This is a genomic window from Mycobacterium sp. NGS67 (assembly GCF_059812185.1).
This window is the reverse complement of sequence record NZ_JCALCF010000003.1, coordinates 20324-39320: the sequence shown is the minus strand read 5'-3', so window position 1 is coordinate 39320 and position 18997 is coordinate 20324. Positions and strand designations below refer to the sequence as shown.

At 67.0% G+C, this 18997-nt stretch carries 21 protein-coding genes; 11 read left to right on the top strand and 10 right to left on the bottom strand.

The window, feature by feature from the left end; translation table 11 throughout:
* Positions 1-2: 2 nt before the first annotated feature.
* Entirely contained in the window at positions 3-1190 is a 1188-nt protein-coding gene (locus tag AC5Y4D_RS03110; RefSeq protein WP_499945885.1) for a PPE family protein, read from the bottom strand.
* A gap of 30 nt (positions 1191-1220) precedes the next feature.
* Complete coding sequence (locus tag AC5Y4D_RS03105) at positions 1221-1520, bottom strand: PE family protein (protein ID WP_499945884.1); 300 nt, start codon at positions 1518-1520, stop codon at positions 1221-1223.
* A gap of 760 nt (positions 1521-2280) precedes the next feature.
* Between AC5Y4D_RS03105 and AC5Y4D_RS03100 the strand changes: the two genes are divergently transcribed.
* On the top strand, positions 2281-2553 hold the full coding sequence (locus AC5Y4D_RS03100; RefSeq protein ID WP_499945883.1) for a hypothetical protein: 273 nt from the start codon (positions 2281-2283) through the stop codon (positions 2551-2553).
* A gap of 3 nt (positions 2554-2556) precedes the next feature.
* On the opposite strand, the gene AC5Y4D_RS03095 is transcribed toward AC5Y4D_RS03100, so the two are convergent.
* Positions 2557-3195, bottom strand: a complete 639-nt coding sequence (locus tag AC5Y4D_RS03095; protein ID WP_499945882.1) for a cutinase family protein — start codon at positions 3193-3195, stop codon at positions 2557-2559.
* Between the two features lie 242 nt (positions 3196-3437).
* On the opposite strand from AC5Y4D_RS03095, the gene AC5Y4D_RS03090 reads away from it, so the two are divergent.
* The 3 genes from AC5Y4D_RS03090 (at position 3438) to AC5Y4D_RS03080 (ending at position 5530) form a co-directional block, all read left to right on the top strand.
* Positions 3438-4235: an enoyl-CoA hydratase-related protein gene (locus AC5Y4D_RS03090; RefSeq protein WP_499945881.1), complete on the top strand. Its 798-nt coding sequence runs from the start codon at positions 3438-3440 to the stop codon at positions 4233-4235.
* A 37-nt stretch (positions 4236-4272) separates the two neighbouring features.
* Positions 4273-5070, top strand: a complete 798-nt coding sequence (locus tag AC5Y4D_RS03085) for a DUF1906 domain-containing protein (protein WP_499945880.1) — start codon at positions 4273-4275, stop codon at positions 5068-5070.
* A gap of 130 nt (positions 5071-5200) precedes the next feature.
* A complete protein-coding gene (locus tag AC5Y4D_RS03080) occupies positions 5201-5530 on the top strand; it encodes an STAS domain-containing protein (protein ID WP_499945879.1) in 330 nt (109 codons plus the stop codon).
* A gap of 476 nt (positions 5531-6006) precedes the next feature.
* Here the strand turns inward: AC5Y4D_RS03080 and katG are convergent, their stop codons facing one another.
* The 3 genes from katG to AC5Y4D_RS03065 form a co-directional block, all read right to left on the bottom strand.
* Positions 6007-8247, bottom strand: a complete 2241-nt coding sequence (gene katG, locus AC5Y4D_RS03075) for a catalase/peroxidase HPI (protein ID WP_499945878.1) — start codon at positions 8245-8247, stop codon at positions 6007-6009.
* 49 nt (positions 8248-8296) lie between these two features.
* Positions 8297-8734 carry a Fur family transcriptional regulator gene (locus tag AC5Y4D_RS03070; RefSeq protein WP_500036325.1) on the bottom strand — a complete coding sequence of 146 codons (438 nt, stop codon included), beginning with the start codon at positions 8732-8734 and terminating at the stop codon, positions 8297-8299.
* Positions 8735-8804: 70 nt separating this feature from the next.
* Positions 8805-9497 (bottom strand): DUF899 domain-containing protein, encoded by a 693-nt coding sequence (locus AC5Y4D_RS03065; protein ID WP_500036324.1) that lies wholly within the window; start codon positions 9495-9497, stop codon positions 8805-8807.
* A gap of 183 nt (positions 9498-9680) precedes the next feature.
* Here AC5Y4D_RS03065 and AC5Y4D_RS03060 point away from each other — a divergent pair, with 183 nt between their 5' ends.
* From AC5Y4D_RS03060 to AC5Y4D_RS03050, 3 genes are all read left to right on the top strand, one after another.
* A complete protein-coding gene (locus AC5Y4D_RS03060) occupies positions 9681-10550 on the top strand; it encodes a cyclopropane mycolic acid synthase family methyltransferase (protein WP_500036323.1) in 870 nt (289 codons plus the stop codon).
* A 95-nt stretch (positions 10551-10645) separates the two neighbouring features.
* Positions 10646-10924, top strand: coding sequence for a hypothetical protein (locus AC5Y4D_RS03055; RefSeq protein WP_499945874.1), 279 nt, complete (start codon positions 10646-10648; stop codon positions 10922-10924).
* Between the two features lie 100 nt (positions 10925-11024).
* Positions 11025-11681, top strand: coding sequence for a class I SAM-dependent methyltransferase (locus AC5Y4D_RS03050; RefSeq protein WP_500036322.1), 657 nt, complete (start codon positions 11025-11027; stop codon positions 11679-11681).
* On the opposite strand, the gene mmpH is transcribed toward AC5Y4D_RS03050, so the two are convergent.
* The 3 genes from mmpH to manT are packed head-to-tail and all read right to left on the bottom strand — an operon-like array spanning position 11682 to position 14738.
* Complete coding sequence (gene mmpH, locus AC5Y4D_RS03045) at positions 11682-12749, bottom strand: MMP endo-(1,4)-3-O-methyl-alpha-D-mannosidase (protein WP_500036321.1); 1068 nt, start codon at positions 12747-12749, stop codon at positions 11682-11684.
* Positions 12750-12759: 10 nt separating this feature from the next.
* On the bottom strand, positions 12760-13494 hold the full coding sequence (locus AC5Y4D_RS03040; protein WP_499945871.1) for a class I SAM-dependent methyltransferase: 735 nt from the start codon (positions 13492-13494) through the stop codon (positions 12760-12762).
* Entirely contained in the window at positions 13488-14738 is a 1251-nt protein-coding gene (manT, locus tag AC5Y4D_RS03035) for an MMP alpha-(1->4)-mannosyltransferase (protein WP_499990756.1), read from the bottom strand. Before manT ends, AC5Y4D_RS03040 begins: the two co-directional genes overlap by 7 nt.
* A 306-nt stretch (positions 14739-15044) precedes the next feature.
* Here manT and AC5Y4D_RS03030 point away from each other — a divergent pair, with 306 nt between their 5' ends.
* The 3 genes from AC5Y4D_RS03030 to AC5Y4D_RS03020 all read left to right on the top strand — a co-directional run bounded on the left by AC5Y4D_RS03030 (position 15045) and on the right by AC5Y4D_RS03020 (position 17880).
* Positions 15045-15851 carry a 1-acyl-sn-glycerol-3-phosphate acyltransferase gene (locus AC5Y4D_RS03030; protein WP_500036320.1) on the top strand — a complete coding sequence of 269 codons (807 nt, stop codon included), beginning with the start codon at positions 15045-15047 and terminating at the stop codon, positions 15849-15851.
* A gap of 19 nt (positions 15852-15870) precedes the next feature.
* Complete coding sequence (locus tag AC5Y4D_RS03025) at positions 15871-16287, top strand: hypothetical protein (RefSeq protein WP_500036319.1); 417 nt, start codon at positions 15871-15873, stop codon at positions 16285-16287.
* Positions 16288-16491: 204 nt separating this feature from the next.
* The gene (locus tag AC5Y4D_RS03020) at positions 16492-17880 is read left to right on the top strand and encodes a PPE family protein, SVP subgroup (protein ID WP_500036318.1); all 1389 of its coding nucleotides are present in this window, start codon (positions 16492-16494) and stop codon (positions 17878-17880) included.
* A 15-nt stretch (positions 17881-17895) separates the two neighbouring features.
* Here the strand turns inward: AC5Y4D_RS03020 and AC5Y4D_RS03015 are convergent, their stop codons facing one another.
* Positions 17896-18537, bottom strand: coding sequence for a cutinase family protein (locus tag AC5Y4D_RS03015; RefSeq protein ID WP_500036317.1), 642 nt, complete (start codon positions 18535-18537; stop codon positions 17896-17898).
* A gap of 120 nt (positions 18538-18657) precedes the next feature.
* Between AC5Y4D_RS03015 and AC5Y4D_RS03010 the strand changes: the two genes are divergently transcribed.
* Positions 18658-18972, top strand: a complete 315-nt coding sequence (locus AC5Y4D_RS03010) for a hypothetical protein (protein ID WP_500036316.1) — start codon at positions 18658-18660, stop codon at positions 18970-18972.
* Positions 18973-18997: the final 25 nt, after the last annotated feature.

Sequence of the window (18997 nt, the reverse complement as noted above, 5' to 3'; positions counted from 1 at the left end):
CGCTAGCCGGCTGCCGGCGGCTTGGCCATGACCGACGGCTTGAATCCGTAGGTCGGCTGGTTCCGGCCGTAGCCACCGTTGAGGAACTGTCCGAACGGCGGCGCCATCGGGAAGCTGTTGGCGGTCTCGACGCCGGCCGGAATCGCCGACGCGACGCCGGGGTTGAGGGTGGACTGCCACGGGACCCAGCTGGCCGGGGCCGACAAGCCGCCGATCGGAATGGCCTTGCCGAGCGTTGCCGCCGCACCGGCTGCCGCCTGACCTGCACCGGCCGCGGCCTGGCCCGCGCTGGAGGCGGCAGCACCGGCCGCCGACGCCGCGCCTTCGGCGGCCTTGGCAGCGGACGCGGCCGGCTTGGCGAAGTTGGCTGCCGCCACCAGACCGTTGGTGACCTGACCGAAGGACTGGGTGGACTGAATCCCGGATTGCAGCGCCTGCACGTACGGCCCGATGTACTTGCTGTACAGCCCGACGATGTCGTCCAGCGGCGTGTTCTGCACCAGGAACGCGTCGATCGCCTGCTGGTTGATCGGCGTCGACAGCGTCTTCAGCACATCGCCGACCCTCGGGTTGATCTGCGCCAGCACCTGGTTGACGTTGGTGTACGCGGAGTTGTACTCCGCCTTGAACACCGCCAGCGCCTGGTCGACCAGGCCGTAGGGGTCCGCCACCTCGGCCGGCGCCGCCAGCTCGGACAGCTGGGTCGCCGACGACGCGCGACCCGCATAGGCATACATCGCGCCAGAGTCCTGGGCCCAGAACTCGGCGTACTGGGCCTCGAGCTGCGCGATGGCCGCGCTGTTCTGGCCGAGCAGGTTCGTGGCGGTCAGCTCCTGCACCAGGGCCCGGTTGCCCGCAATCAGTGGCGGCGGGACGCTGGCCGCGAACGCCGCGTCGTAGGCGGCCGCTGCCGCGGCGGATTGACTGGCGGCCTCGGCTGCCTGTTCGGCGCTGCTGCTCAACCACGTCACGAACGGCGAGACAGCCGCAACCAGCTGCGCTGAGGCCGGTCCCAGCCAGGGGCCGCTGGTCAGGCTCTCGATCACCGAACGGTGTCCGGCCGCGGCCTCGCCGAGGTCAGCGGCCAGGTTGCCCCAGGCGACCGCCGCGGCCACCAGCGAACCCGCACCCGGGCCTGCATAAATGCGCCCGGAATTGATCTCGGGCGGCAACAATCCGTAGTCCACCATTGCTATGACTCCCTAGATGTCCGAGGCTGACTAGCCCGCTGCCGCGGCGTTGGCAGCTTCGGTCTCCGCGTACGAGCCGCCGCTGGCCGAAAGCGTCGCCGTCAACGTGGCCTGGATCCGGGCCGCCTGGGCGTGCAGTTCCTGGAACCGGATCGCGTGGGTGGCGAACTGCGCCGCGGTCAGGATCGACACCTCGTCGGCAGCCGCGGGAACCACGCCGGTGGTCGGGGCGGCGGCCGCCGCGGTCCCGATGTTCAGCGCCGCGCCCAGCGACTGCAGGTTGCTGGCGGCCGCCGTCAAGTGCTCTGGATATGTGCGAACGAAAGACATAGGATTTCCTCCAACAAGAATTGGGAAAATTGCACACGCACACGTCTGTGTGTTGCGTTGTTATTTCGACACGGTATTGACTCTGTGCCGAACCGTCCCAACGTGTCCGTCCCATAAATGGACGCTGATCTTGATGTTTTCACAACATTCACCCTGATTTTTAGTCACATGCACTTCATAGAATTAAGGCCGCTGTTGCCGAGCGCGGGATGCGGCGCGGAAAGAACGGCGGCCCGGCGCGGCGCAACAGTCCCGCAGTCCGGTTTGTCCTGGAATGCGCCGCCCAGACGCCGGCCGCGCGAAACGACACCCGCCCGGCCGCGCTGAATCAGCCTGTCAGTGACCGTCTTTCGCGGAATGCCAGGTTCGACGCGACCGTCTGCGACAGGGCCACACCCGATCCGTGCAGCCGTCACCAGGACTCCGACTCGTCGATTGGAGGGGCCTGCCGCAGCGGACGCGCCGGGCGACCCGTCCCGCCGGACGCACCACGGCCGCAACGGCACCGCGCGGCCCTATAGCACAGCTATCGCGGATAACTGAAGAGATTTCCGCACGACGAACATATGAGACTCGCCGGCAATAGTTGAACTCAGGGTGAGGTTATCTCTTTCCTGTGCCGGCCCGGCTCTTCGCCGGTCTCGGCTCTTATTTTCAAACTGATTTTAGGTTGCATTCCATTACCGCGAGCGCGACTTTTTGGCCGAGGTGTATCTGGCATGTGACCTCGACGCGACCGCAACCGAGCACGCTGTTGAGCATGGCGGCGTTTGTAATCGGCTTTGCGCTGCTGACTGCGTTGTGCACCGGCTACCAGTTCGGCCGGCACGCCGGCGCGAGATCGCCGGCCAGGAACAGAGCACCGTCCTGGCAGCAGCGCACCAGCCGGCTGGCCCTGGGCAGAACCGCGGGGAGCCTGATCGTCCTGGTAGTGGCCCGTCGTCTGCGGCGGAGCCTGCGCGCCCGGCGCATACTGCCCGCGGCTATCGGCAGGCGCGGCCGTACCGCGCGGCCCCGGCCCAGATGGCGGTAGCGGCTACAGCTTGCCCGCGACGAAATCGGCCGCCTCGTTGGCCATCCCGTCGGCCACATAGGCACTTGCGAGGTGCGCCGGCCAATTCTGCTTCCACGTGTTCGGGTCGGCCGGATTACAGATCGGGTCGGCGCCGTGACAGAGCTCGATGGTCCGGTCGTTGTAGACCGGGTTGAAGTTGGTGATGGGCCCGACCCATTGGCTGCCGTTGCCGAACAACGCCACCGCGGCGATGTGCTGCTCCGCCTCGGGCGGCAGGGGACTGTCGAACCCGAAGGCGCTCATGGGAACCGCGAGCACCACATCGGTGACCGCGGCACCGAGCGAGTAGCCGCCGAGCACCAGCCGGGTGTTCGGGCAGTTGTTGACCATGTATTGGATGTGCCGGCTCATGTCGTTGGCGCCGACGTCGACCTCGGTGTCCGCCGGGTACTTCACGGCGTAAGTGCCCATGCTGCGACCGCCCACCTTGGAGCTGAGCGCGTTGATGAACGCATTGCCCAGGACGCCGGTGCCCGGCGACTCGAGTCGGCCGCGGGCGAAGACGACCTCGATCTGTGGACAGTTCGCGGCCGCCGCTGACGGCGGCGCGACCAGCGCGGCGATGGGCAAGACCACGCCGGCCGACAGGAGGGCGGCCACGGTCGCGAGCACCGCGAGGCCAAGATCAACCGATTTCCGGGCATTTTCTCGACGCACAGCAAGATGGTAGCGACTCGCACCCGACCCGCGCGCGGGTTGATTCGAGATGCGCAGCACACTGGCGTTCTGCCGGCTGTCGGCGATACTTGTCCGATGCCCGACGACGACGCTCCCGCCGTCGAATCTGCGCGCGGCAATCGACCAATCGCACTGCAGCACAAACTTTTACGATAGGCGGACGAATGACCGAACCTCATTTGAGCTACCAGCGCGACGGTGACGTCGTCATTCTCACGATGAACAATCCACGTCGCAAGAACGCACTCACGCCGTCGATGCTCACCTTGATGGCGGCTGCCTGGGACGAGATCGACGCCGACGACGGGATCCGGGCGGCGATCCTGACGGGGGCCGGCGACTCCTATTGTGTAGGCGGCGATTTGGCCGACGGGTGGATGGTCGAGGCGGCCAAGCCGTCGGATTCGGCGCCGCCCAAGGATGTCGGCACGATCATCAGCGAGGGCCTGCTGCTCAGCCGGTCGCTGGCCAAGCCGCTGATCGCGGCGGTCAACGGGCCGTGCCTGGGCGGCGGGTGTGAAATGTTGCAGCAGACCGATATCCGGATCGCCGAGCAGCAGGCCGTCTTCGGATTGCCGGAAGCCAAGTTCGGGATGATCGCCGGCGCCGGATCCACCGTGCGACTCAAGCGCCAGATCCCCTACACCAAAGCCATGGAGATGATCCTGACCGGCGATCCCCTCACTGCCGAGGAGGCTTATCACTTCGGCCTCGTCGGACATGTCGTGCCCACCGGGCAGTCACTGGCCAAGGCACGCGGGATCGCCGCGCGGATCGCCGCCAATGGTCCGTTGGCCGTCCGCAATGCTAAGGCGTCGATCCTGGCCAGCGGATGGCTCGACGACGCAGACGCGCGCCGCATCGAGCGACGCTTCGTCAGAGAGGTCATGCGCTCCCAAGACGCCAAGGAGGGGTTGTCGGCGTTCGCCCAGAAGAGGTCGCCGAACTTCTCCGGGCATTGACCGGGTGCTGCGACAACAGGCTTGTTACCATCGCGCCGTGCACGATTCGGCTGAATCACCAGGTAGGCACCTCGATGCGCGTTCGGTGACCCGACGCGACGCGTTCCGGTACGCCGCCGCTCCGGTATTGCTCGGCCTGGGGACGTGGGCCGCCACTCAGAACCCACCGAAGGCGTCGGCGGCCAGCGGCCAGTTGATCGATTTCGCCGAACGCCGCATCCCACCCGAAGAGATCAAGGCGGCCGGCTACGACGGGGTCGTCAACTACGTGTCGACGGAGCGGCCCGGCGCGCACTTCGAAGCCAAGCCGATCACCCGCCAGTACGCCGACTCCCTGCGCGCCGCCGGTCTGCACATCGTCAGCAACTTTCAATACGGCAAGCCGGGCTGGGTCGACTCGCCGTCGGACTACACCCGCGGATATGACGGCGGCGTGGCCGATGCCCAGACGGCGCAGAGCCTGCACGCGGCCGCGGGCGGCCCACCGTCGGCCCCGATCTTCTTCAGCGTCGACGAGGACATCGACCAGAACACCTGGAACACCGTTGCGCTGCAATGGTTTCGAGGCATCAACTCGGTACTCGGCGTCGGCCGCAGCGGCATCTACGGCAGCTACCAGGTATGCGGCTGGGCGATCAAAGACGGTGTCATCGGAAACTCGACCACCCCGGGCCACAAATGGGCATGGCAGACGATCGGGTGGTCGCACGGCCAGCGCGAGCCGGCCGCGGTGTTGTATCAGCGAGTGCTCGAAGGTCCCGTCCTCAACGGCATCAAAGTGGACGTGGACGACATCCTTGCGGCTGACTACGGGCAGTGGGACTTGACGCGCTGATCGGTGCCGCGCCGAACATCGTTTGCTGACATCGCATCCGGCAAGCTCGATCGACGAACGGCCGTTGCCACAGTTAGGACGCCCGGTGCAAGATACGCACAGGTGGTGGTTCTGGGCTAGGGGGCGCAGCTTGGGCATTCATAGTCGACTGGAGTTGACGCCGTCCGTGCGCGACGACGTCACCCTGGTTACTGCTGTAGGTGTGCTCGACAGCACCACGTATCTGCGGCTGCGGGATTACCTGGTCAAGACCGCCGTCGACGACCCGGTCGCGGTGGTGGTGGACGTGTCCGAACTGGAGGTGTCGGCCGCCTCGGCTTGGATGGTGTTCCTCAACGCCTACTGGCAGGTCAACGTCTGGCACGAGGTTCCGATGGCGCTGGTCTGCTCCCACCAGCAAGGTCGCGAGGCGATCCGGCGTAACGGTTTGACGCGGTATCTGACGGTTTATCGTCGCTAACCGAAGCCGTCGCCAACGTGCCCCGCGAGAGTCCGCTGCGGCGTCGCGCGCACGTCGAGTTGCCGATCATGCCGGACACGGTGGCACGGGCCTGCAGCCTGATCACCGACTGGCTCACCCGATGGTCGAAGTGCGAGTTCATCCCCGCGGCCACGACCGTCGCGACGGTGTTCTTCGAGGATCTGATCAATCAGCGTTCCGGCGGCTGCGCGAAGCTGCGGTTGGAAACCAACGGCGCCAGCGTCACGGTTGCCGTCGACGACCCGGATCCCACGCCCACGCAACTGCGCCATATCTGTACAGCCGTGCCGGCGCGTCAGGCGTGGAGGTCCTGCGGGTCCTCAGCCGTGAGTGGGGGAACACTCCCACCGACTCCGGAAAGACGGTGTGGGCGGTCATCGGTCCGGCCAACCACGTCTGCTGAGAAAGCGACACCCCGCGAGCACGTGGCCCGCGGGGTGCCCTCTCGCCCCGAACTAATTCAGGTCGAACCGGTCGCTGTTCATCACCTTGACCCAGGCGGCGACGAAGTCCTCGACGAACTTGCCCTGATTGTCGTCCTGCGCGTACACCTCGACCAAGGCCCGCAAGATCGAGTTCGAGCCGAACACCAGGTCGTTGGCGGTGGCGGTCCGCTTGAGTTCGCCGGTCGCCCGGTCGGTGCCCTCGTAGACGTTCTCTGCGGTCTCCGACGGCTTCCACTGCGTACCCATGTCGAGCAGGTTGACGAAGAAGTCGTTGGTCAGCACGCCGGTCTTGTCGGTGAAGACGCCGTGCTTGGTGCCGCCGTGATTGGCGCCCAGGGCACGCAGACCACCGATGAGCACCGTCAACTCGGGGCCGGTCACCCCCAGCAGGTAGGCACGCTCGAGCAGCAGCTGCTCGAGTGGCGCCTTTTCGCCGGGGCGCACGTAGTTGCGGAACCCGTCGGCCTGCGGTTCGAGCACCGAGAACGACTCCACGTCGGTGTTCTCCTGCGTGGCATCGGTGCGCCCGGGGGCGAAGTGCACCGAGATCTCGTAGCCGCCGTCCTTGGCCGCCTTCTCCACCGCCGCGGACCCGGCCAGCACAATCAGGTCGGCCAAGGAGATCTTCTTGCCGTCCCCGGCAGAGGCGTTGAAGTCCTGCTGAATCTGCCCGAGGACCGCCAACGTCTGACCCAGCTCAGCCGGCTCGTTGACCTCCCAGTCCTTCTGCGGCTCCAGCCGAACCCGCGCCCCGTTCGCCCCGCCGCGCTTGTCGGTGTTGCGGTAGCTGCTCGCCGACGACCACGCCGCCTTGACCAGCTGGGGGACCGTCAGACCGGAGTCGAGAACCTTGGCCTTCAGCGACGCCACATCCTGGTCGTCGACCAGAGCGTGGTCGACCGCCGGAACCGGGTCCTGCCACAGCTGCGGCTCGGCAACCCAGGGCCCGAGGTAGCGCGAGATCGGTCCCAGATCGCGATGCAGCAGCTTGTACCAAGCCTTGGCGAAGGCCTCGGAGAGCTGGTCGGGGTTCTTCAACCAGCGGCTGGTGATCTCGCGGTAGATCGGATCCTCGCGCAGTGAGACGTCGGTGACGAGCATGGTCGGGTTGCGGCCCGGGCCACCGAACGGGTCGGGGATGGTCCCGGCGCCGGCACCGTCCTTCGCGGTGTACTGCCAGGCACCGGCGGGGCTCTTGGTCAGCTCCCATTCGTAGCCGTACAGCGTCTCCAGGAAGCTGTTGTCCCACTTGGTCGGGGTCGGTGTCCAGACCACTTCCAGTCCACTGGTGATGGCGTCCTTGCCCACGCCGCTGCCGTACGAGCTTTGCCAGCCCAGCCCCTGCGCCTCGATCGGGGCCGCCTCCGGCTCGGGTCCCACTAGGCCGGCGTCGCCGGCACCGTGCGTCTTGCCGAAGCTGTGGCCACCCACGATCAGCGCGGCGGTCTCCTCGTCGTTCATGGCCATCCGGCCGAACGTTTCCCGGATGTCGTGCGCGGCGGCGATCGGATCCGGCTTGCCTTCGGGCCCCTCGGGGTTGACGTAGATCAAACCCATCGTGGTCGCGCCGTACGGCTCGGCGAGGTCACGCTTACCGGAATAACGCTTGTTGGTGCCCAGCCATTCGTCCTCTTCGCCGAACAGGATCTCTTCGGGCTCCCAGACATCCGGACGACCGAACGCGAAGCCGAACGTCTCGAATCCCATCGACTCCAGGGCCACGTTGCCGGCGAAGACCAGCAGGTCTGCCCAGGAGATCTTGTTGCCGTACTTCTTCTTGACCGGCCACAACAGCCGGCGCGCCTTGTCCAGGCTGGCGTTGTCGGGCCAGCTGTTCAGCGGCGCGAACCGCTGCAGTCCCTGGCCGCCGCCGCCGCGACCGTCGTAGATGCGGTAGGTGCCGGCCGCGTGCCAGCTCATCCGGATGAAGAAGCCGCCGTAGTGGCCGTAGTCGGCGGGCCACCAGTCCTGCGAGGTGGTCATCACCGACGTCAGGTCGGCCTTGAGCGCGTCGACGTCGAGCTTGGCGAACTCCGCGGCGTAGTCGAAGTCCTCGCCCAGCGGGTTGGACTGCGGCGAGTGCGGGTGCAGCTTCGACACATCGATCTGATTGGGCCACCAGTCCTGGTTGGTCCGCGGCGCATCCGACTTTGGCGTGGGCGAGGGGATCGCCGGGTTCTCGCTCTCGCTCGTGCTGGCGGTTCCCGCGTCGTCGTGGGGTGGGCGGCTGTCGGACGTATCGGATGACACAGCATTCCTTCCGGGTGTTAGGTGAAACGGGCAGTGACCACGGTTGTGATCAGGAATCACTCGAACAGTCGGGGCACAGGCCCCAATAGATGACTTCGGCCTCGTCGAGAACGAACCCATCCAAGACGTTGTCGTCGTCCGACGGAGTCAGGCAGGGAGCCTGACCGACCGCGCAATCGATGTCGGCGATCACCCCGCAGGATCGGCACACGACGTGGTGGTGGTTGTCGCCGACCCGGGACTCGTACCGTGCCACCGAGCCGGACGGCTGGATTCGCCGGACCAGACCGACCGCGGTCAGCGCGTTCAGGACGTCATAGACGGCTTGGCGGGACACGGCGGGCAGGCCCAGCCGTACGGCGGAGAAGATGGTGTCGGTGTCGGCGTGCGGATGTACCTGCACGGCTTCCAGCACTGCGATCCTTGGTCGTGTCACCCGCAGATCGGCCCGCCGCAATTGCTCGGCGTAATCCTGGGCTGAGGACACAGCGCACATATTTCGCGCTCGTCTGGATTCAGTCAAGACTTTGTTGAACCCAGTCCAGTAACCGGATTGCTTAATGCGGGGCGCCGTAAGCGCGGGCGATGTCGGGGGAGTCGAGCCAGCCGGAATAGGTGGGTCGGGACGGCCAGCCCGGCGGCGAATCGAGCCATTCCTCCTGCCGGCCCCACGGCAGGATGTCGATCAGGCCGAACGAATGGCTGAGCTGCTCGGTGCCCCGGCCGGCCGTGTGCCAGGTGCGGTACACCGCGTCACCGTCGCGCAGGAACACATTCACCGCGAACCCGCCGCCGGCCGGTGCGTCCATGTCCGCGGAGAACGTGCTGTCCGACGACGAGTACCACTCCATCCTGTTGCCGACCTTCTTCCGGTACGCCAGGGCCTCCTCGATGGTTCCGGTGGTGACGACGACGAACCGGGCGTCGTAGTTGTCCAGGAATTCCAATCGGGTGAACTGCGAGGTGAATCCCGTGCAGCCGCCGCACTGCCAGTCCGCTCCCGGCGACCACATGTGGTGGTAGGTGATGAGCTGCGCGCGGCCGCCGAACACCTCGCTCAGACTGAGGGGACCATCGGCGCCGATCAGCGTGTAATCGGGCAGGGCGACCATCGGGAGCCGGCGGCGCTGGGCGGCGATGGCATCCAGTTCCCGGGTGGCGGCCTTCTCGCGTTTGCGAAGTTCATCCAGCTGAGCGCGCCAGGTCTGATGATCGGCGACAGGGGGTAGGGTCGGGGAGGCATGAGACATGAAATCCACCTTTGTTCGCGCACGTTGTCGATGTGTCCGTTGTGAACGTTATGACCCGCGGTGCGAGCGAAACTCATCGCCGCACCGTTTGATCTGGGCTTTCCGGGGAACCCTCGGGTAGCCAACGGCGGCAATGCCGGGCTCCCCAGTGCCTCTGAAGCCGGAAAGGCATCTCCCCACCTCATGAACGAGCGATTGACGCCGCACTTCGACGACGTACAGGCCCATTACGACCTGTCGGACGAGTTCTTTGAACTGTTCCTCGACCCGACCCGGACCTACAGTTGCGCCTACTTCGAGCGCGACGACATGAGCCTGGAAGAGGCGCAGCTCGCCAAGATCGACCTGTCGCTGGGAAAGTTGGGTCTGCAGCCGGGCATGACGTTGCTGGACGTGGGCTGCGGGTGGGGCGCCACCATGCGCCGCGCGATCGAGAAGTACGACGTCAACGTCATCGGGCTGACCCTGTCCAAGAACCAGGCCGCGCACGTGCAGCAGACGTTCGACGAGCTGGACACCGAGCGCAGCCGGCGGGTGCTGCTGCAGGGCTGGGAAGAGTTCGACGAGCCCGTCGACCGCATCGTGTCGATCGGAGCGTTCGAGCACTTCGGCTACGACCGTTACGACGACTTCTTCGCGCTGGCCTACCAGGTCCTGCCCGCCGACGGCGTCATGCTGCTGCACTCGATCACCGTGCTGGATCAGGAGCAGCTCACCGCAAGTGGTCTGCCCATCACCATGGACACGGTCCGCTTCGCCAAGTTCATCCTCACCGAGATCTTCCCCGGCGGACGGCTACCCAGCACCAACATGGTGGCCACGCACGCGGGGAAGGCCGGCTTCTCCCTGACCCGCCAGCAGTCGCTGCAACAGCACTACGCCAAGACCCTCGACCTGTGGGGGGCCGCGCTGAAATCCCGGCGCGACGAAGCGATCGCCATTCAGTCCGAAGAGGTCTACGACCGCTACATGAAGTACCTCACCGGCTGCGCCGACAACTTCCGCGCGGGTTATATCGACGTCAACCAGTTCACACTGGAAAAGCAGCCCTGACCCGGGCCACCCGCAGGCCGGGATCCCAAGGCGGCGTTTGGAATCAGGCACCGCGGTCTATAAATAGCAGCGACCCCGACTCTGAAAGGCCTTCGATGAAGCGCTTCGCCCCTCCCGCAGTCATCATCGCCGCGCTGATGTTCAGTGCTTGTTCGCCGTCAGAAGTGATCAACACCGGCGGCGACACCAAATGCAAGGACTTCGTCAGCCAGGACGAGAAGAAGCAGAGTGAGGAGGTCAGCAAGATGCTCAAGGACAAGAGCGGCACCGAACCGGCCTCACTGGAGATCACTGCCACCCGCCTCTCGGTGCAGACCTACTGTCAGACCGTCGGCAAGCCCGACAGCAAAATCTCCGAAGCGCCGCACGGCTGACCCCCGGACTGCTGTCCAGCCGAGTCGCCCACGAGGACAAGCCAGCAAGGACCGACGACCACAGCGCCGGCGCTCGACGAGCGACCGATAGGTTGAGCCGATGAGCGATCACGACGCGACCGACCGGTTGTTCGCGCTGGCCGAGCAGGTGCGCGGCTTCATGCCCGGCGACGAGGGTCGCGCACTCTACGACGCCGCCCGGCGCTACCTCGACGGTGGTATCGGCGTCGAGATCGGCACCTACTGCGGCAAGTCCACCCTGCTGCTGGGTGCGGCTGCGCTCGAGACGGCCAGTGTGCTGTTCACCATCGACCATCACCACGGCTCCGAGGAGCACCAGGCCGGCTGGGAATACCACGACTCGTCATTGGTCGACGAGGTCACCGGACTCTTCGACACGCTGCCGACCTTCCGCCGCGCGCTGGACGCCGCCGGCCTCGACGACCACGTCGTCGCCGTCGTGGGCAAGTCCCCGCTCGTCGCGCGGGGATGGCGCACGCCGCTGCAGTTCCTGTTCATCGACGGCGGGCACACCGAAGCCGCCGCCGCCCGGGACTTCGAGGGCTGGGCGAAATGGGTGTCCGCCGACGGCGCGCTGGTCATCCACGACGTGTTCCCCGATCCGGCAGACGGCGGCCGCGCTCCATACCAGATCTATTGCCGCGCACTGGATTCCGGTCAGTTCAAGGAAGTGGCGGCGTTGGGTTCGCTGCGCGTGCTGGAACGCACCGGCGGTCAGGCCGGCGAGCAGGTCTGACTACCCGGTCGCCACGCACTCGCAGGCGAAGTCGGTCTGCAGGCCCGTCGGCAACGCGTCGCCGCGGAAGATCCCGCTACCCGGGGTGGTGTCCGACAGCGCGTCGGCGGCCAGGATCATGGCCGCACCGGTCCACGTGGTCCGCTCCTCGGGCCAGCGCTTCCCGTCGGCGAACACCAGACCCGTCCAGTAAGAACCGTCGCCCTCGCGCAGGTGCTGCATCGCCGCCAACTGCCGGTACGCCGCCGAACGGTGCCCGAGAGCGTCCAAAGCCATTACCAATTCGCACGTTTCGGCACCGGTGACCCAGGGCCGGTCCGACACGCATCGAATACCCAGGCCGCTCACCACGAATTCGTCCCAGCGCTGCTTGATCCGGACGGCGGCCGCCGGGCCACGCAACGCGCTACCCAGGATGGGGTAGTACCAGTCCATCGAGTACCGGTCCTTCTCGGTGAACGCCTCGGGGTGCGCGATGATGGCATGCCCCAACCGGCCCGCGGCCAGTTCCCATTCCGGTTGCGGCTCGCCGATGAAGGCGGCCAGCGCCAACGCGCAGCGGATGCTGTGATAAATGCTCGCGCAACCGGTCAGCAGCGCCTCCGGCACCGGCCCGACTTCGCTTCGGGCCCAGCAGATCTCGCCGTAGCCGATCTGCAGGTCGATGACGAAGTCGATTGCCTTGTGCACCACCGGCCACATCGTCGCGGCGAACGCCTCGTCGCCGGTGACCAGCACGTGATGCCATACGCCGGTGGCGATGTAGGCGCAGAAGTTGCTGTCGCTGTTGGCGTCCTCGACGACGCCCGAGCGCAACTGAATCGGCCAGGAACCGTCGGGCCGCTGCGTCCGCCGACACCACTCGTAGGCGGCCCGCGCCGGTTCCAGCAGTCCGGCCGCGGTGAGGGCCATCGCGTTTTCCACGTGATCCCACGGATCGGTGTGGCCGCCGGCGAACCAGGGGATGGCTCCGGACGGCTCCTGGGCGGCCGCGATCGACACCGCGGTCTGCCGGCACTGCTCAGGGGTGAGGATGCCGGCCACGGCCGGCGCGTTATCGCGAAGCAAATTCAATACCTCACGCTGCGTTGGTTTTTACCGGCCGCGACTTGCTGAAGTACATGGCCACGCTCTTACCGACGAACGGATTGAGCACCGTCTCGGCCAGCTGGGTCAACTTGGGCCGCTGCATCAGATCCCACACCAGGAGTTTGTGGTAAGCGGTCACCGCGGGGTGCTGCGTATTCGACACGCCCACAGCGCATTTGAGCCACCAGAACGGCGAGTGCAGGGCGTGCGCGTGGTGTGCGTGGGTCAATTCCAGTCCGCGGCCGACGATTTTGTCCCGCAGCGCGCTGGCCCGGTAGATGCGGACGTGGCCGCCCTCGTTGCTGTGGTACTCCTCGGACAGCAACCAGCACACCCGCTCGGGAAGCCAGCGGGGCACGCTGACCGCTAGTGTGCCACCGACTTTGAGCACCCGGATCAGTTCGGCGATGGCGGCTTCGTCGTGGGGTATGTGCTCCAGGATCTCCGAGGCGATGACGCAGTCGAAGGTTCCGTCGGCATAGGGCAGATGCAGCGCATCGCCGCGAACCACCTTGGCAGTGGCCGATTCCGGTACCTCGCCGCTTTCGCCCATCGCGCGCAGGATGGCATCCACGTCGCGCAGGTCGGACTCGTTCTGGTCGAAGGCGACGACGTCAGCCCCGCGCCGATACGCTTCGAAGGCGTGCCGCCCAGCCCCGCAGCCCACGTCGATGACCGTCGTGCCGGGACCGATGTCCAGCCGGTCGAAGTCAATCGTCAGCATCGCGTACGGCCCTCAGCGGCGCGGTCGATCGCGCGCTCGTAGACGCGCACGGTCTGGGCCGCCACCGCCTCCCAGCTGAACACGCCGACCGCGCGCGCCCGGCCGGCCTGGCCCAGGCTGCGCCGCTTTTCCGGCGAGTCGAGCAGCTTGCCCAGCGCGTGGGTGAGGGCGTCGACGTCGGCGGGCGCCACCAGTTCGGCACACGCGCCGTCGGTCCCCAGCACCTCTGGCAGCGCACCCACCCGGCTGGCCACGATCGGGGTTCCGCTGGCCATCGCTTCCACCGCGGGCAGCGAAAACCCTTCGTAGAGCGAGGGAATGCAAGCAACCTCGGCCGAAGCGAACAAAGCGGCGAGGTCTGCATCGGACAAACCGCTGGCGATGTGGACGATGTCGGAGATACCCAACTCCGCAATCAGCTTGTGGGTGGGGCCGTTGGTCTCCACCTTCGCGACCAGCCGCAGTTCCAGGTCGCGGTTCACCCGCAACTTGGCGACCGCGTGCAACAGCGTGCTGACGCCCTTGAGTGGAGTGTCGGCACTCGCGATCGCCATCACCCGGCCGGGTTGTCGCGGCGCCGAAACCGGTTTGAACAGATCGGTATTGACGCCCAACGGCACCACGTGCAGTTGATCGGGGGAGACCCCGAAGTCGGTGACGATGTCCTGCGCCGACGAAGACGACACCGTCAGCAGGTCCGGGATCTGGGCCGCCACCTGCTTCTGCATGGTGGAGAACCCATACCAGCGGTGCACCAACGGCTTTCGCCACCATTTCGCGGCAGCCAGATCCAGCACCCGGTCCCGGGTGATGGGATGGTGCACGGTGGCCACCACCGGCGTTCCGCCGGCGGCGATGCTGAGCAAGCCGGTGCCCAGACTCTGGTTGTCGTGGACGACGTCGAACTCACCGGCCCGCTCGGCCAGGAGCCGGGCCACCCGCATGGTGAACGTGCGCGGCTCGGGGAAGCCGGCGGTCCACATGGTGGCGAGTTCCAGCAGGTCGATCGAGTCCCGGATCTCGCTCGGGCGCGGCACCCGGAACGGGTCGGGTTCGCGGTACAGATCCAGGCTGGGGACCTTCGTCAGGCGGACCCGCGGATCGAGCAACTCCGGATAGGGCTGACCGGAGAACACCTCGACGTCGTGTCCGAGGTCGACCAGACCGCGGCTGAGATGCCGCACGTAGACACCCTGCCCGCCGCAGTGATCCTTGCTCCGGTAGGACAACAGCGCGATTCGCATACTCAACCCTTTACCGTCGCCGAACCACCGGGGAAGGGCACCCGTCGGTTTGCAGTCAACGCACCCGCCCGCGCGACAGCAAACTGGACATGTGTCCAGATGATAGTTCGGTCGCCTAATCGACGCAAACGCTGCCCCCCACTCGAAGACCTGGACCAGCCGCGCGGCCGCTCCCGTCTCAAGCTACGACACCGACTACGGCGGGTGCGAACGTAGACCCCGCCCCGCGATCCGCGCCCCTGGACGGACCGACGAACGCCCCAATGCGATTGGATCGCGCGGGATCGGTTTAATCTCATCGAGATGATGCGGCCTCGTCTCCCGAAGGAACTCCGTCACCGCGACCCGGAGTTCATCCGTGCCGTGCTGCCCCCGTTGTGGCTGGCATCGACTGTCTGGTTCCGAGCCGAGGTGTGCGGTTTCGAGAACGTGCCCGACGAGCCGGTGCTGTTCGTGTGCAATCACAGCGGCGGGGGCGCCACGCCGGACACGTTCATCTTCCTGCTCGCCTACAACACCTACTTCACCGTCGAAGGCCGTCCGCTGTACGCGCTGGCGCACGACACCGTCACCGCCGCGCCCGGTATCGGCAGGGTGACCCGCAAACTCGGCGTCGTTCCGGCCGCGCACTCCTTCGCCGAGCGCGTCTTCGAATGCGGCGGCTCGGCGCTGGTCTATCCGGGCGGCGACGTCGAGGCGCTGCGGCCGTGGCGCGACCGGAACAAGATCGTCTTCTCCGGCCGCAAGGGGTTCCTGCGCCTGGCGCATCAAAGCAACGTCAAGATCGTTCCGGTCGTGGCCACCGGCGGCCATGACACGTTGATCGTGCTGAACGACGGCCGGCGCACCGCGCAACTGCTGCGGCTGGACAAACTCGCCCGGGTGAAGAGCATGCCGATGACGTTGAGCATCCCCTGGGGTCTGTCACCGCTGCCGCTGCCGCACTTCCCGCTGCCGGCCAAGATCCGGATGCAGGTACTCGAGCCCATCGACGTGCGGGCCCGGTTCGGTGACGAACCCGACTGGGACCAGGCGTCGGCCTACGTCACCAGCGTCATGCAGGTCGGGTTGTCCAAATTGGCCAGCAAAACCGTCGTCCCGCTGGTTCGGTGAGATGACGCAGACAGTCAGCGTGACACGCCACATCAACTGCCCGTTCGCGGACACCGCCGGCTTCGTCACCGACCCGCACTGCCTGTTCGACGCGGTGTCGGTCTTCAGCCGCTGCCGGTTCATCCACGCCCGCGACGACGGCGAGCTGTGGGACGTCTATTTGGACAGCGGCACCATTCAACTCGGCGGACGCGTGCTCATCGCGACCCCGACCGGCAGCCTGCTGAAGTGGCGTTCGGTGCAGGGCACCCGGCACTCGTTCGCGGCGCTGGCCGAACCCGACGGCGACCGCAGCCGTCTCACGCTGACTCTGACGTTCACCACCACCGGCCTCGGGATCGCGCGGCTCAGCGAATGGGTCGGGCGCGGCCTGGTGTCGCGGAACCTGGACGCGGCAGTCGAGGAGATCCGGCACTACCTCGAGTTCGAGCGGTAATAGCCTCCGACCTGTGACGATGCCCACGTCGGTGGGGACGTGAGCGGATTCCACGCACTGCGCATATATGTGCTTTATTGGTAGCGGCTGTGCGAACGACAGGCAATATCACTGGGCCTGGCTCGCCACGACGAAGTGATCTCGGGCCGGTGCGTCGGCGTTCGGGGTGTTGCAGCCGATTGCACCCGACCGGGAGGGAACGTTATGGACTTCGCGTTGGTGCCGCCGGAAATCATTTCGACGCTGATGTATGCCGGACCCGGCTCGGGGTCGATGCTCAGCGCCGCCACGGCGTGGGAGGAATTGGCCGCCAACCTGTACTCGACGGCGAGTGCGTACGAATCGGTGATCACGACGCTGACCTCCGGACCCTGGGTAGGGCCGGCGTCGGCGTCGATGTCGAGTGCGGCCGCCCCCTATGTCGCGTGGCTGCAGGTCACCGCGCAGCAGGCCGAGCAGACGGCCGACCAGGCCGCCGCTGCCGCTGTCGCCTACGAAACCGCCTTCGCCGCGACGGTGCCGCCGCCGGTCGTCGCGGCCAACCGCAGCCTGTTGGCGACGCTGATTGCGACGAACTTCTTCGGGCAGAATCTGCCGGCGATCGCCTCGACCAAGGCTCAGTACGCCGAGATGTGGGCGCAAGACACCGGGACCATGCTCGCGTACGCACTCGCCTCTGCCACCGCCACCACGCTGACGCCGTTCCAAGAGCCCGAGTCGAGCACCAATCCGGGTGGGCTGTCGGCGCAGGCCGGTGCGGTCGCGCAGGCCAACGGCACCGCCGCCGGTGATGCGCAAAGCGCCGTTTCCTCGGCCGTTTCTTCGGCGCAGCAAACGTTGTCCGCGGTCCCGAACGCGCTGACCGGATTGGCTGGCCCGGCCGCCGTCACCGATCCACTGGCGTCCGGCCTGTCGCCGCTGCAGATCCTGGATCTGTTGGGCGACTTCAGCGGCATCTTCCTCGATCCGGAGATCGGTACCGCGGGAGTGACGCTCGACGGAATCCTCGCCGGCGCGGCTCTGCCCTACGACATCGACGGGTATTACGTCGGTCTGCACACCGACGACATCGTCAGCGGCTGGGCCAGGCTACCGGCCTACTCGGGTCCCGTGCCGCTGCCGCCGGCGGCGGGGTCCACCGTGTCGGCCGGCCTGGGCGAAGCCGCCACGGTCGGGGGGTTGTCGGTACCTGCGGGCTGGACGACGGCGGCGCCGGCCATCCGCATGACTACCTTGGCAGTGCCGGCCGCCGCTGCCGCCGCCGAAGGCGTGGCGGGCAGCGCCGGAAACCTGTTCAGCCAGATGGCACTTGCGGGCCTGGCCGGACGCGCGGTGGCCGGCACCACCGGTTCGGGCGGCGGCGCCGGGACACGCGCCCGCGAGCAACTGGGCGGCGTGGCCAAGCGGCCGGCAAAACCCGATGCGGAGGCGGCGACGGCCGGCAAGGAGCCCGTCGCTGCGCCGCCGACACCGGCCGGCGGGCCGATCACCAGCATCGCCGCCGAATTGCGGGAGCTGGCGTCGCTGCGCGACGCGGGAATCCTCACCGAGCAGGAGTTCACCGAGCAGAAGCGGCGTCTGCTGGCCCAGTGAGGTCGTGGCCGGGCGCTACTTAATCCGGTTCGCGGCGAAGGTCGCGGCCTGGTTCGTCATGCCGTTCTCGATGTAGGAGACGTGCGCGATGATGTTTCCGCCTCCGGTGCAGATCGGGTCATCGGTGGCGCACAAGCTGATCAGCTTGCCGCTGTAGGCGGGGTTGATCGTCGGCAGCGGGCCACCCCACAACGCGCTGGAGAATCCACTGGACGGTTCGCCGAAGTAGGCGACCGCGGCCACCCGGTTGGCCGCCGCGGGCGGCAGCTGATTGGTGGCCAGATTGATCACGGTCGCGCCCTGCGAGTAGCCACCCAGCACGATCTTGGTGTTCGGGCAGCTGTCCACGGTGCCCTGGACGTGGGCGCTGGCGTCGTCGGCGCCGGCCGGGGCGCTGCCGTGGTAGTCGTCGCTGGCCGGGTAGTTGACCGGGTAGACCTCGACGGAACGCCCGGCGATCTGCGAGGTGAGTGAGTCGACGAAGGCCTGGCCCACGTTGCCGAGGCCGGGTTCCTGGTGGGTGCCCCTGGCGTAGACGACCGAGACGTCGGCGCACGGGTCGGCGGCGGCGGTCGGAGCGGCGCTGGGCACGCTGAGCACCGCCCATGTCGCCATGACGAAGACACCGAAGATCCGTGCGAGGCTGCGTGCAGTCATATCCAGATCCTGGCATACCGGCCGTAGCGCGTTCGTCGGCGGCCTGCGGGTTTGGGATCTGGCCGCATCGGGAACGAATCCGGCATCTGGTCACCTGAACAGCGCGAATAGAGGTGTGCAATGTGGACACTCTGCAGCCGTCTGGTCGCCGTCGCCGCCATGGTGGTAGCGCCCTGGGCGATCGTGACATTCGTATCGCCCGCGGTCAGCTCGGCCCAGTGTGCCAACGGTGAATGGTGGGATCCCACCGGCAAGGTCTGCCGGCCGCTCGGGGTGGGACCGCAGCCGCTGGCGTGCGCGGCCGGCGAGTGGTGGGATCCGACGGCCAACGTGTGCCGGCCGCTCGGGGTGGGACCGCAGCCGCTCGCGTGCGCGGACGGCGAATGGTGGGACCCGGGCGCCAACGTGTGCCGGCCCGTGCAGCCGGCCGGATAGGCGAGCCTGACGGCCTATCCTCTGC